General features: G+C 59.9%; 14 protein-coding genes. 7 read left to right on the forward strand and 7 right to left on the reverse strand.

What is annotated here, in order from left to right; translation table 11 throughout:
* Nucleotides 1–94: 94 nt before the first annotated feature.
* The 6 genes from C7534_RS16330 to C7534_RS16355 all read right to left on the reverse strand — a co-directional run bounded on the left by C7534_RS16330 (nt 95) and on the right by C7534_RS16355 (nt 4,474).
* Nucleotides 95–1,435 carry a sensor histidine kinase gene (locus C7534_RS16330; protein WP_109786376.1) on the reverse strand — a complete coding sequence of 447 codons (1,341 nt, stop codon included), beginning with the start codon at nt 1,433–1,435 and terminating at the stop codon, nt 95–97.
* Nucleotides 1,436–1,548: 113 nt separating this feature from the next.
* Entirely contained in the window at nt 1,549–1,998 is a 450-nt protein-coding gene (locus C7534_RS16335; protein ID WP_109786377.1) for a Spy/CpxP family protein refolding chaperone, read from the reverse strand.
* Nucleotides 1,999–2,355: 357 nt separating this feature from the next.
* Nucleotides 2,356–3,033: a response regulator transcription factor gene (locus C7534_RS16340; RefSeq protein WP_109786378.1), complete on the reverse strand. Its 678-nt coding sequence runs from the start codon at nt 3,031–3,033 to the stop codon at nt 2,356–2,358.
* 7 nt (nt 3,034–3,040) lie between these two features.
* On the reverse strand, nt 3,041–3,454 hold the full coding sequence (locus C7534_RS16345) for a translation initiation factor 2 (protein WP_077430676.1): 414 nt from the start codon (nt 3,452–3,454) through the stop codon (nt 3,041–3,043).
* 122 nt (nt 3,455–3,576) lie between these two features.
* A complete protein-coding gene (locus tag C7534_RS16350) occupies nt 3,577–3,876 on the reverse strand; it encodes a YciI family protein (RefSeq protein WP_007984134.1) in 300 nt (99 codons plus the stop codon).
* 1 nt (nt 3,877) lies between these two features.
* Nucleotides 3,878–4,474 carry a septation protein A gene (locus tag C7534_RS16355; RefSeq protein ID WP_046032779.1) on the reverse strand — a complete coding sequence of 199 codons (597 nt, stop codon included), beginning with the start codon at nt 4,472–4,474 and terminating at the stop codon, nt 3,878–3,880.
* 87 nt (nt 4,475–4,561) lie between these two features.
* Between C7534_RS16355 and C7534_RS16360 the strand changes: the two genes are divergently transcribed.
* From C7534_RS16360 to arfB, 7 genes are all read left to right on the forward strand, one after another.
* Nucleotides 4,562–5,425 (forward strand): PHP domain-containing protein, encoded by an 864-nt coding sequence (locus C7534_RS16360; protein ID WP_046032780.1) that lies wholly within the window; start codon nt 4,562–4,564, stop codon nt 5,423–5,425.
* Nucleotides 5,426–5,438: 13 nt separating this feature from the next.
* Nucleotides 5,439–6,068: an L-threonylcarbamoyladenylate synthase gene (locus C7534_RS16365; protein ID WP_109786455.1), complete on the forward strand. Its 630-nt coding sequence runs from the start codon at nt 5,439–5,441 to the stop codon at nt 6,066–6,068.
* Entirely contained in the window at nt 6,069–6,890 is an 822-nt protein-coding gene (locus C7534_RS16370; protein ID WP_046032782.1) for a segregation and condensation protein A, read from the forward strand.
* Between the two features lie 11 nt (nt 6,891–6,901).
* Nucleotides 6,902–7,879: an SMC-Scp complex subunit ScpB gene (scpB, locus tag C7534_RS16375; RefSeq protein WP_109786379.1), complete on the forward strand. Its 978-nt coding sequence runs from the start codon at nt 6,902–6,904 to the stop codon at nt 7,877–7,879.
* Nucleotides 7,880–8,171: 292 nt separating this feature from the next.
* Entirely contained in the window at nt 8,172–9,437 is a 1,266-nt protein-coding gene (gene rluB / locus C7534_RS16380) for a 23S rRNA pseudouridine(2605) synthase RluB (protein WP_046032784.1), read from the forward strand.
* A 786-nt stretch (nt 9,438–10,223) separates the two neighbouring features.
* Nucleotides 10,224–11,636: an amino acid permease gene (locus tag C7534_RS16385; protein ID WP_109786380.1), complete on the forward strand. Its 1,413-nt coding sequence runs from the start codon at nt 10,224–10,226 to the stop codon at nt 11,634–11,636.
* Nucleotides 11,637–11,858: 222 nt separating this feature from the next.
* A complete protein-coding gene (arfB, locus tag C7534_RS16390; protein ID WP_046032786.1) occupies nt 11,859–12,272 on the forward strand; it encodes an alternative ribosome rescue aminoacyl-tRNA hydrolase ArfB in 414 nt (137 codons plus the stop codon).
* Here arfB and C7534_RS16395 read toward each other — a convergent pair.
* A complete protein-coding gene (locus tag C7534_RS16395; protein ID WP_046032787.1) occupies nt 12,269–13,468 on the reverse strand; it encodes an MFS transporter in 1,200 nt (399 codons plus the stop codon). The two genes, arfB and C7534_RS16395, sit on opposite strands and share 4 nt — an antisense overlap.
* Nucleotides 13,469–13,567: the final 99 nt, after the last annotated feature.

Below are 13,567 nucleotides of genomic sequence, written 5' to 3' on the forward strand. Positions count from 1 at the left end.
TCGTTTCACTCGACAGCTGCTACAGAGATATGTGTACACCTGTAGCAGCTGTCGAGTGAAACGAGGCTGCGTGCTTTTTGCATCATCACTGCATTTATGGCTGGACGACAGCACCCGGCACCAACGGCAGTTCCAGGCTGGCAATAAACCCGCCCTGCGGATGATTGGCCAGCACTAGGCTCCCGCCGTGCCGTTCTGCCGCGCGGCGCGCAATGGCCAATCCAAGGCCATGCCCGGCGGCTGTCTGCCCCGGAGCCCGATAAAACGGCTCACCCAACTGGTTCAAATACTCGGCGCTTACACCCGGCCCATGGTCACGCACGCTGACCACAATCCGCTCGCCCTGACGCACGGCCTGCATTTCAATCGACTGCCCAACCGGGTTAAAACGCTGAGCATTGCGTAGCAGATTGTCGAGGGCGCGCTCGATCATCGTCGGCCAGCCTTTGAGGTTCAGTTGCGGCTCAGCCTCAAGACGCACGTTCTGCTCCGGCGAGCCCAGTTGCGCATCTTTGTGTAGCGTATTGAGTAGCGCGCTGAGGTCGACCTCTTCGGCGCTGGCGTTGTCGGCGTCGACCCGCGCCAGCACCAGAATTTCGCTGATCAACGCTTCCAGCCGGTCACATTCTCGGGTCAGGCGCGGCCAGAGTTTCTCCCGTTCTTCAGGGGTGGCCCGTTCAGCCAGCGCCAGTGCAATGCGCAGCCGGGCGAGCGGAGAGCGCAATTCGTGCGATACATCGCGAAGGAGTTGCCGTTGGCTACCGATCAGACTTTGCAGGCGTGAGCCCATGCGATTGAAGTCGTTGGCCAGTACGCCGAATTCATCGCGGCGATTGGCCAGTTTCACCAGGCTGTTCTGCTGATAGGTGGTTTGCCCCAGGTCATGCACTGCGCCGCGCAGACGACTGAGCGGGCGGGTGATCGACAGCGTGACGAACAAGCTGAACAAGGTCAGCACCACCAGCGCTATGCCCAGCGCACTCAACGGCCACAACAGGCTTTCGCGGTGCCATGAATCCAGTTCGGGGTGCGGGATGCGATAGATCAGCAGGTAGGTATCGCCGGTCTTTTCGCTGGTGTATTCCGCGGTCAAACGACGCCATGGCAGGCGCCGGTCATCGTTGTTCTGCCGCGCTTCGAACGCCGCAGCACGACGAGGGAAGGTGCCTCGAACTACCGGGTCACCGCTCTCGTTCAGCACCTGAACGTCAATGTGATATTGACGTTTACGCTGTTCCAGAATGTCCTGAGCGGCTTCTTCACCCTGGGATTCGTAGGTTTGTGTCCATTGTTCGGCCAAGGTATTGAGGCCCGGATGGCGACTGAGAATCCACGCGTCCTGGTTGAGCATATGCCCCAGCAGAATGGAAAGCCCTGCCACCAGAGCGATGGCCAGCCAGAAACTGGCCAGGATACGCCAGAACAATGAGCGCACAGAAAATCCTCAAACAAACGCAAATCCATGTGGGAGCGAGCAAGCCCGTTCTCACATTTGACTAAATGGAGCAGACCCAACGGGGTTGAGCCGTTGGGTCCGGGGTTAGCGCATTATTGCGCTTTTTGCGGTTGTTGCGCTTTCCAGGCCTTGAATTCGGCCCATTCGGCGCGACGCTCAGCCTGCTTTTTCTGGATCTCGTCGAATTTCTTCTGTTGATCCGGCTTCAGTACGGCGCGCACATCGGCTTCGGCTTTCTGATGTTTGGCGGTCATTTCGTCTTTCAAGGCTTTCTGGTCAGCCGGGGAGAGTTTCTCCAGGTATTTGTCGACCAGTTGCTTACGCTCGTGCATCTGTTCGCCCATGATCTTGCGGATCTGCTCGCGCTGTTCGCGGCTCAGGTCCAGCTGGCTGTACGGGCCTTTACCGTGCATGCCGTGCATCTGACCGCCGTGGCGCGAGCCGTCCATCGAGCCATCCATCGGGCCGGTGCCTTCAGGCATGGCCATGGCAACGGTCGGCAGGGCGGCAGCAAACATCAGAGCGATAAGAGTCTTGCGCATGGTGAATCTCCTTGTCTCGTTCCCGGTACGTTCCGGATGAGTACAGATTACGCAGATCAAGGTCAGCGGCGGTCAGCGGAACGTAAAGCTTGGGTAAAGACGGGGTTGTACTGACCTGACAACTCCACCACCTTTTGCACACGCACGCCCCGTGTAGCAGCTGTCGAGCCTGCGAGGCTGCGTTCGGCGGCGCAGCCGTCGTGAAATCAGCCGCTGCGGTTTTTCAGGAAAACCGCGCTCTCAGGGTTTACGACGGCTGCGCCGCCGGACGCAGCCTCGCAGGCTCGGCAGCTGCTACACGCTGCTACACGCTGCTACACGCTGCTACACGCTGCTACACGGGGATTGCGTTCGGGATTAGAGGCTGTAGTAGTAGCCGCGGCTACGCAGGGCAACGATGCGAGGACGGCCGTCGGGGTGTGGGCCGATTTTTTTACGCAGGTTACTGACGTGCATGTCCAGACTGCGGTCGTACAGGGTCAGCTTGCGGCCCAGGGCAATCTGCGCCAGCTCCTGTTTGTCCAGCGGCTCGCCGGGTTGCTTGAGCAGGGCTTCAAGCAGGCGGCTTTCGGAGACGGTGAGGGTGAACTCCTGTTTATCGATGCTGACCACGCCACGCACCGGGCTGAAACACAGATCTCCCAGTTCCATCTGGCTGGACACGGCCGCCGGATGGCTGCGGCGCAACACGGCGCGCAGACGGGCTGTCAGTTCTCGTGGGTCGCAGGGTTTGGCCAGATAATCATCGGCGCCCAGTTCCAGGCCGAGAATGCGGTCCAGTGGCTCACCGCGTGCTGAAAGCATCAGCACCGGCAAGTCCGGGTGATCGCTGCGCAATTGCTTGAGCAATTCCAGACCGCTGCCGTCCGGCAGCATGACGTCCAGCACCACGGCGGCCGGGGAGGTTTCGGCCAGCGCGCGGCGGGCACTATGGCCATCGTGGCAAGCGCGGACCTGAAAGCCTTCCTGGCTCAACCAACTGACCAGGAGCTCGCACAGTTCCTGGTCATCATCAATTAGTAACAGCTCGCTCATGAATCACTCAATTCAGCCATTGCCGACGTTTTCTGGTGGCACCACTGGCGAAGATACCGCAGAGCAGGGCCAATAGCGCTACTCCACCGCCGATAACAAACCACTGCTGCTGATCAGACAGAAAGCGTGGCAGCGGACTGCTGGCCTGCGCTTCCTTGAGTTGCAGCTTGAGGCGCTGATTCTCTTGGCGCAACCGGCTCAGTTGAGCGCTTTCGCGTTCGCCATCGGTAGTTTGCAATTGTTTGCTCAGTTCTTCTCGTTGTTGTTCGCTTGCCTTCAAGCGCTGCTGCAACTCGCTGATCTGGCTGCCGGCGCTCAGGGACAGCGGCGTCGAATTACCGCCCTCGACGCCTTCTTCACCATGAGCCGGGGCCATGATCGACAACGTCACCAACAACAGACACAACGGACCCTTGCGCATCGCGACTCCTGATTCCAATCGAGTAATTGGGCAGGTTATCGGCAGGCAAACGAGAATAATGAGCGATTGAGAGCGCGATGAACCGACAAGGTTCACCGCGCGGGGGCATTTGTGGGGGAAAGTTACGGCAGGACTTGCTTGAACGGCTTGACCAGAACGTTGGCGTAGACGCCTGCCGCGATGTACGGATCTGCGTCGGCCCAGGCCTGTGCGGCGCTCAGGGAATCGAATTCGGCAACGATCAGGCTGCCGGTAAAACCCGCCGCGCCCGGATCATTGCTGTCGACCGCCGGGTGTGGACCGGCCAATACGATGCGGCCTTCGCCCTTGAGCACTTGCAGGCGCTCAAGGTGGGCAGGGCGCGCGGCCAGTCGGGCTTCCAGGGAGTTGGCGACGTCTGTGGCAATGATTGCGTAAAGCATGTCAGTCCTCGGTTTTTGGCGTTGTGGTATCGGCGTCGTGCAGGTGGCGGGACAGGTAAATGCCCTGGCCGACCAGGAACAGCAGCGTCATGCCCAGGCTGCCGAAGACTTTGAAGTCGACCCAGTAGTCCTGATAGGTAAACGCGACGAACAGGTTGGCGGCACCGCAAAACAGGAAAAAGGCGATCCAGGCGATGTTCAGACGCGTCCAGACCGGTTCCGGCAGGGTCAGCGCGTGGCCCATGATGCGTTTGATCAACAGGCTGTCACCGATGAAATGGCTGCCAATGAATGCCAGGGCAAACAACCAGTTCACCACCGGCGCTTTCCACTTCAGGAAGGTTTCGCTGTGGAACGCCAGGGTCAGGCTACCGAAGACCAGGCAGGCGATGAGCGTCAGCCACTGGCTCTTTTCAAGCTTGCGCTGCTTGATGAACAGCGTGCCGTAAACCACCAGGGAGCTGATGATCAGCATCGCGGTGGCGCTGTAAATACCGCCTACAGTCAATTCATGACCGCCGATGTCGACGACCCGTGGATCGAGTTTGAAGACGATGAAAAACAGCAGAAGCGGGATGAAATCGATGAATTGTTTCACAGTGGCAGCCAGAAGCAGGATGTGGCGGCATAATAACAAACATATGGGCGCGCGATAGCGCCAGCTGATTTGAGGTAACAAAGTCCTGTGAATGTTGATTTGCACTGCCATAGCACGGCCTCCGATGGCGCCCTGGCGCCTGCGGTACTGGTTGCGCGTGCGTTCGAGAAAGGCGTGCGAGTCCTGGCCTTGACCGATCACGATACCCTCGAGGGCCTTGATGAGGCCCGCACCGCGGCAACTGCGCTGGGGATGCAGCTGGTCAACGGCGTCGAATTGTCCTGCACCTGGGGCGGCGCGACCATTCACGTATTGGGTTACGGGTTTGATGTAAACGCGCCGGCGTTGGTCGAGGCGATTGCAAAGTTGCACGATGGCCGATGGCTGCGATCCGAGGAAATTGGCCGAAAACTCGCATTGAAAGGCATGCCGGGCGCGCTGGACGGTGCCCGGGCTATACAGCAGGAACTGGGCGACAGCGGCAACGCGCCGGCCCGCCCGCACTTCGCCGACTGGATGGTGCGTGAAGGGTATGTAAAGGATCGCGCCGAAGCCTTCCGCAAATGGTTGGGCGCCGGCAAGCTGGGCGACGTCAAGCAACACTGGCCGACCCTGGAAGAGACCGTCGAAACCCTGCGCGCGGCAAAGGCCTGGGTCAGCCTGGCGCATCCCTGGCATTACGATTTCACACGCAGCAAGCGTCGTCGGCTGATTTCTGACTATATTCAAGCCGGGGGCCATGCGATTGAAGTGGTCAATGGCCATCAGCCCGCCGAGCAAGTGGGCAGCCTGGCGATTCTTGCTCGCGAGTTCGGTCTGCTGGTCAGCGCCGGCAGTGATTTTCATGGCCCTGGAGGCTGGTCCGAGATCGGTGAATACCGACCTCTGCCGGAGGATCTGCCACCACTGTGGTGTCGATTCAAACATGACCCAAATATTGCCGCCGTCTGAACAGGTAGAGAATGTGAGTCAATTTTTCCAGATTCATCCGGAAAATCCGCAAGTGCGCCTGATCAAACAGGCGGTCGAGATCATCCGCAAGGGCGGGGTGGTGGTTTATCCCACGGACTCTTCCTACGCCATTGGTTGCCAGATCGGCGACAAGGTGGCCGTAGAGCGCGTGCGCCGTTTACGCGGGCTGGATGAAAAGCACAATTTCGCGCTGATTTGCTGCGACCTGTCGCAACTGGGCCTGTTTGCCAAAATCGATACCGGCACGTTCCGCCTGCTAAAGGCTCATTTGCCAGGGCCGTACACCTTTATTCTCAACGCCACCCGCGAAGTCCCGCGGCTGTTGTTGCACCCGAAAAAACGCACCATCGGCCTGCGTGTGCCAAGCCATCCGATTGCCCTGGCGCTGCTGGAGGAGCTCGGTGAGCCGTTGATGAGTGTGAGCCTGATCATGCCCGGTGAAACCGACCCGATGTTTGATCCCTATGAAATGCGCCAACTGCTTGAACATCAGGTCGACCTGATCATTGACGGCGGTTTCGGCGGGATCAAGGCGTCCACCGTGATCAATCTCGCCGACGGCGAGCCGGAAGTGATCCGTGTCGGTTGCGGCGACCCTTCGCCGTTCATGGCCGAGGCGTAGATGTCTGCAGTAGAACCTGTTGTCGACAGTCAAGCCGGAGCCCAGCAAGAGCTGCCCTTCGCGATGGTCTATGGCCAGGCAGTTCTGGAAATGCCGCTGGACCTGTACATCCCGCCGGATGCGCTCGAAGTGTTTCTCGAAGCCTTCGAAGGCCCGCTCGACCTGTTGCTGTACCTGATCCGTAAACAGAACATCAACATCCTCGACATCCCGGTGGCGGAAATTACCCGTCAGTACATGGGGTATGTCGAGTTGATGCAGTCGGTGCGCCTGGAACTGGCCGCCGAATACCTGGTGATGGCCGCGATGCTGGCCGAAATCAAGTCGCGGATGCTCTTGCCCCGCGCCGAAACCATTGAAGACGAAGAAGACGACCCGCGCGCCGAGCTGATCCGTCGTTTGCAGGAATACGAGCGCTTCAAGGCGGCCGCCGAAGGCATCGACGGCCTGAGCCGGGTCGGTCGCGATGTCGTCGTGCCCAAGCTGGATGCCCCCGAAGCCCGGGCGCGCAAGCTCTTGCCGGACGTGCGTCTGTCGGAGTTGCTGTTGTCCATGGCCGAGGTCCTGCGCCGGGGCGACATGTTCGAAAGCCACCAGGTCAGCCGCGAGGCGTTGTCTACCCGCGAGCGCATGAGCGATGTGCTGGACCGGCTCAAGGGCGGTGGTTTCGTGCCCTTTGTCGAGCTGTTCACGGCGGAGGAAGGGCGGCTCGGGGTAGTGGTGACCTTTATGGCAATCCTCGAACTGGTCAAGGAATCCTTGGTCGAGCTGGTGCAGAATGAGCCGTTCGCAGCGATCCATGTGCGGGCCCGAGCCGAATAACGAGTTGAATCATGAACCTGACTGAACCCCGCGAGCTGGCGCCACTGCTTGAAGCCTTTCTGTTGGCCTCGGGAAAACCGCAATCGCTTGAACGTCTGTTCGAACTCTTCGAAGAGGGCGAGCGACCAGAGCCGCCGGTCTTCAAGAAAGCGCTGACGATTTTGGCCAAGTCCTGTGACGGCCGCGCTTTCGAGCTGAAGGAAGTGGCGTCGGGCTACCGCCTGCAAATCCGCGAGAAATTTTCGCCGTGGGTCGGGCGCTTGTGGGAGGAGCGCCCGCAGCGTTATTCCCGCGCCATGCTCGAAACCATTGCCCTGATTGCCTATCGCCAGCCGATCACCCGGGGCGAAATCGAAGACGTGCGGGGCGTGGCGGTCAACAGCCAAATCGTCAAGACGCTGCTGGAACGTGAGTGGATTCGCATTGTTGGCTACCGCGATGTGCCCGGCAAACCGGCGATGTTTGCCACCACCAAGGCATTTCTCGACCACTTCAACCTGAAAAACCTCGACGATCTGCCGCCGCTGGCCGAACTGCGTGAGCTTGAACCGGACCCGGTTCTCGATTTCGACGACGCACCCGTGCCTGCCAGCCTGCAGGAATTGGCGGACGCCAGCGCCGAGCCGGAAGAACCCAAGGAAGAAACCAGTTTCCACACGTTGTTGCTGGAACTGGACACCATGGAGGAGGGGCTCAAGACTGATTTCGATGATTTGTTGCGTGACGGCGAGATGACCGCGGTTGAGCCGCTAATCGACAATGAGCTTCAGGTAGAGCCAGAAGCCACAGTCGAAGAAGAGCCGGAGCCGGAGCCAGAGCTTGAAGACGACGTGCTAGGCGTCGCCGAAGCTCGCGAAAAACTCCTGGCTGCCGTCGCGGCCCTTGAACAGCCGAAACCCGAGCCTGAGCCCGAGTTGAGCGACGAAGAAGCCGAAGCCCGGGCACTCGCCGAAGCCATCGAAGCCGAACGCCGCGAATTCGACGACTGACCCCAGTCCTGTAGGAGCCGAGCTTGCTCGCGATGACGTCAGCACATTCAACATCAAAGTGAATGGACGTCCGCTATCGCGAGCAAGCTCGGCTTCTACACAAGCTCAATACGCGTACGGTGCCACCGGTCGGCGGAAAAACCAGTAACGCTGTGATCATCAGCTAGTCTCTGATGCGAAATCGCCCGCATGAGCGTATGATTCGCGACCCTTCGGCGATCCCTTCGCCCAAGTGCACAGATTTACATCGCTTCAGGCAAAGCCTGAACAGACCACACCGGGAGGTGCCCAGATGAGTATCAACGACCAGAAAGACGACCAGGAAATCGGCCCAGCAGGCGAAAAACTGCAGAAAGTCCTCGCCCGTATCGGCGTCGGCTCGCGCCGTGACGTGGAAGCCTGGATCAGCCACGGCCGCATCAAGGTCAACGGCAAAGACGCCACGCTCGGTCAGCGTGTCGACATGCATGACGCCATCACCATTGATGGCAAGGTGATCAAGCGCGAAGAAGCCGCCGAGTCGGTACGCCGCGTGATCATGTACAACAAGCCCGACGGTGAAATCTGCACCCGTGTCGACCCCGAAGGCCGTCCGACCGTATTCGACAAGATGCCGCGCCCGAAAGAAGGTCGCTGGATCAACATCGGTCGCCTGGACATCAACACCACCGGCTTGCTGATGTTCACCACCGACGGTGAATTGGCCAACCGCCTGATGCACCCTTCCTATGAAATGGATCGTGAATACGCGGTACGTGTACGTGGCGAAGTTGATGACGAGATGATCGAGCGTCTGAAAGCAGGCGTTGTCCTCGAAGACGGCCCGGCCAAGTTCACCGACATCAAGCAAGCGCCAGGTGGTGAGGGTTTCAACCACTGGTACCACTGCGTGGTGATGGAAGGTCGCAACCGCGAAGTACGTCGCCTGTGGGAATCCCAGGGCCTGGTGGTCAGCCGTCTGAAGCGCGTGCGCTTCGGTCCGGTGTTCCTCAACTCCGACCTGCCGATGGGCCGCTGGCGCGAAATGAGCCAGTACGAAGTCGACATTCTGAGTGCCGAGGTTGGCCTGACGCCGGTCGCGATGCCACAGTTGAACGCCAAGAGCAAAGACAAGCTCGATCGTATGCAGCGTAAATCGTCGCGTCCGATGGGCAAGACCGAGCGCGTGCGTACGTTGCGTCCAGCGGCGGGTGCCCCGGCCACGGCGCGTGATTCTCGCGAGCCGCAGATCGAAGGCGAGCGCCCGGCCCGCAAACCTGCTGCACCTCGTGCAGACGGCGAGCGCGGTCCACGCACTCCACGCCCGGCCAACGGCCGCACTGAACGTGGCGAAGGCCGTGGTGCGCCAAGCGGCGGCCGCAGCGATCGCGGTGCTCCAGCCGGTCGCGGAACGCCAGTGGCAGACCGTCCTGCTGACACCAAGCGCCCGGCCAAGCCTGCGCCGAAGAAACGCCCGGGCATCGTCCTGGTCGACAAGGACGCACCATCGGGCAAGCGCCGCGGCGCGCCAGCCGGTTCGGGCCAGCGTCCGGGTTTCGGTCGTCGCAAACCTGAGTAATCGGTAAGCGCTGCATAAAAACGCCATCCCTCGGGATGGCGTTTTTTTTTGGCTGACTGATCGTTCCCACGTTCCGCGTGGGAATGCAGCCCGTCCCTTCAAAGCCGAACGCGGAGCCTCCGGTGAGCCATTCCCACGCGGAGCATGGGAACGATCGCGCCAATTGTGGGAGCGGGCTTGCCCGCGAAGGCGTCAGCTCAGGCTCCGCCATTTCCAGAATGGAAAACCGTCGTTACGCCCTGTAACGAATACTTTACGAAAACCACCCATTAACCCCATGAAACTCCCATCTCCCGGGAACTGTAAGAAAATTCTTCCATTTCGTGACCGCTCCATTCTCGCTCCAAGGCTCTCCCCCGCTTGTTTCAGCACGCCATGCAGGGTCAGATGCGCCGCATGCCTGTCGTGCAGGTGCATAACAAGAAGGAGGCGCAATGTACGCCGTGATTCATCTCCATCTCTCCCCGTGGGGCGTTTTTTCAATCGTTCCCGTCGATGGCCCGCAAGGGTCTGACTCTCTATTTGCAGCCGCCCGGGACACTCGGGGCGGACACAGGCAATCCCGGCTTACAACACGCTGATCCAGCGGGTCTGGCAGCAGGGGGTTACGGGTGTACAATGCGCCGCGTTTTAACTGTGACCTCCTGCGCAAATGCGCAAACCTCAAGGCTACCCGTCTTGTTCACTCCGCCACGCCACGAGTGTGTCGGGTTCGATTTCGTCACAGATAAAAACAAACAGGTGACGCATGACCGTTGTAACTATGCAGAACGTGAGAGCCTTTTCATGAGTGGACAAAACTCGAATTCAGGCGAGCTGAAGCGCGGCCTGAAAAACCGCCACATTCAATTGATTGCCCTCGGTGGCGCGATCGGCACCGGTTTGTTCCTCGGCTCGGCCGGGGTGCTGAAGTCCGCCGGCCCGTCGATGATCCTCGGCTACGCCATCTGCGGCTTCATTGCCTTCATGATCATGCGCCAGCTCGGCGAAATGATCGTCGAAGAGCCCGTGGCCGGATCCTTCAGCCACTTCGCGCACAAATACTGGGGTGGTTTCGCCGGCTTCCTGTCGGGCTGGAACTGCTGGATCCTGTACATCCTGGTGGGCATGTCGGAGCTGACCGCAGTCGGCAAATACATCCACTACTGGGCACCGGACATCCCGACCTGGGTTTCGGCAGCCGGGTTCTTCGTCCTGATCAACCTGATCAACCTGGCTAACGTCAAAGTCTTTGGCGAGGCCGAATTCTGGTTCGCGATCATCAAGGTTGTGGCCATCGTGGGCATGATTGCCCTGGGCAGCTACTTGCTGGTCAGCGGTAACGGCGGCCCGCAAGCGTCGGTCAGCAACCTGTGGTCCCACGGTGGTTTCTTCCCGAACGGTGTCAGCGGTCTGGTGATGGCCATGGCGATCATCATGTTCTCCTTCGGTGGCCTGGAAATGCTCGGTTTCACCGCAGCAGAAGCGGACAAGCCGAAAACCGTGATCCCGAAAGCCATCAACCAGGTGATCTACCGGATCCTGATTTTCTACATCGGCGCGTTGGTCATTCTGTTGTCGCTGACGCCATGGGACGCCCTGCTGACCACCCTGAATGCATCAGGTGATTCCTACAGCGGCAGCCCGTTCGTACAAGTGTTCTCGATGCTCGGCAGCAACACCGCCGCGCACATCCTCAACTTCGTGGTATTGACCGCGGCGTTGTCGGTGTACAACAGCGGCACCTATTGCAACAGCCGCATGCTGCTGGGCATGGCCGAGCAGGGCGATGCGCCGAAAGCCTTGTCGAAGATCGACAAGCGCGGCGTGCCTGTGCGTTCGATCCTCGCTTCGGCCGCGGTGACGCTGATTGCGGTGTTGCTGAACTACCTGATCCCGCAAAATGCGCTGGAACTGTTGATGTCACTGGTCGTCGCGACCCTGGTCATCAACTGGGCGATGATCAGTTTCTCGCACTTCAAATTCCGCCAGCACATGAACAAGACCAAACAAACGCCGCTGTTCAAGGCGCTGTGGTACCCGTACGGGAACTACATCTGCCTGGCGTTCGTGGTGTTTATCCTGTGCGTGATGCTGCTGATTCCGGGGATCCAGATCTCGGTGTACGCGATTCCGGTGTGGGTCGTGTTCATGTGGATTTGCTACGGCATCAAGAACAAGCGCAGTGCGCAGCATGCGCTCCAGGCTTCAGTGAAATAACGCCGTACGCAAAAACAATAAACCCGGCCAATGTGCCGGGTTTGTTGTTTTCAGGGTTCACACAAAACCCCTGTAGGAGCATGGCTTGCCCGCGATTCAGGCACTGCGGTTTACCAGGTACACCGCGTTTTCGTTCATCGCGGGCAAGCCATGCTCCTACACGGGCGCGTTGCACCGGTCTATTCGCGGTATCCTGCGCACTCTGAACCCGGACGCTTTTACATGCTGGTAATTTCCAACAACGTGCATCTGCCGGATGCCGAGATCGAGTTGACGGCCATTCGCGCTCAGGGTGCCGGCGGGCAGAACGTCAACAAGGTTTCCAGCGCCGTGCATCTGCGTTTCGACATTCCGGCCTCGTCCTTGCCCGAGTTCTACAAGGAGCGGTTGCTGGCACTGCGCGACAGTCGCATCACCAGCGAAGGCGTGTTGATCATCAAGGCCCAGCAATACCGCACGCAGGAGGCCAATCGCGCCGATGCGTTGGAACGGTTGACCGAACTGATCCTCAGCGCGACCAAAGTCGAAAAGAAGCGCCGCCCGACCAAACCGACGCTGGGTTCAAAAAAGCGTCGGCTCGAATCGAAGAGCCAGCGCGGGAGTATCAAGGCCGGACGCGGCAAGGTCGATTTTTAACGCGACTCACGCGCTTCGCGTTGCTTCGGTGCTTGCCGGTACAAGTAAATGCTCAGCATCAAACCGCTCAACGCGGCGAGGGCGGCGAACAGGAAGATCGAGGCAAAACCAAATCCGGCCGCAATGGCCCCCGCCAGCGGTCCGGTAATCCCCAGCGACAAATCAATGAACAACGAATAAGCACCGACGGCCGCGCCACGGCTGGAGGCCGGCACCAGGTTGACCGCTTCCACGCCCAGCGCTGGAAACACCAGCGAGAACCCGAAACCGCTCAGCGCCGCGCCGGCCAACGCCCAATGGGCGTCCGGTGCCAACCACAGTAGCAACAAGCCCAGGGTTTCCACGGACAGGCAGGCAATCGCCACGCGAAAGCCGCCGAGGCGGTTGATCAAGTTGCCGAACAGCAAGCGTGCACCAATGAAGCTGGCGCCAAACAAACTCAGGCACAACACCGCGTTGTCCCAGTGTTGCGTGGCGTAATACAAGGTGATGAAGGTGGCGATGGTGCCGAAGCCAATCGAGCCCAGCGCCAGGCCGCAACCATGCGGCAACACGCGCCCCAGCACATGCATGAACGGCAGGCGTTCGCCGACCACGATTGGCGCAGCGGTTTTTGGCCAGGCCAGCACCAGGCCAAGAATGGCCAGCAGCACAATGCTCACGCCCATGCTCCACAAGCCCAATTGATGGACCAACAGCACACCCAGCGGCGCGCCGACGGCCAATGCGCCGTAGCTGGCGATGCCGTTCCAGGAAATCACCTTGGCGGTGTTCGCCGCGCCAACCCGGCCGATGCCCCAGCCAATCGAGCCTGAACCGACCAGGCTTTCCGCGCTGCCGAGTACCAGGCGGCCGATCAGCAGGCTGATCAGGCTCAGGGTCGGCAAGCTCTGGGTCCAGGCCGAAATCAACATGAACACGCCGCTCAAGCCGCAACCGGCGAGGCCGTACATCACCGCCAGTTTGCTGCCCTTGTTGTCGATGATTTTCCCGGCGTAAGGGCGGCTGAGCAGGGTGGCCAGGTATTGCACGCTGATTACCAGGCCGGCGATGACTGCGCCGAAACCCAGGTCGCTGTGGACGTAGCCGGGCAATACGGCCAAGGGGATGCCGATATTCAGGTAGCCGATGAAGGTAAACAGAACGATGGAAACGACTTGCAGCGTGACCGCCAGGGGGCGCTGGTTTTCAGACATGGGTAAAGGTCCACGGGGAAAGCAGGATAGATAGGCTGCTTATGATAGCGGCGCGAGCGGCTGCGGGTCGTGGAAAAAGTAAAACTATTTGCCGGGCGG

Origin of the sequence: Pseudomonas sp. OV226 (genome assembly GCF_003148705.1) — a bacterium.
Taxonomy (GTDB): Bacteria; Pseudomonadota; Gammaproteobacteria; order Pseudomonadales; family Pseudomonadaceae; genus Aquipseudomonas.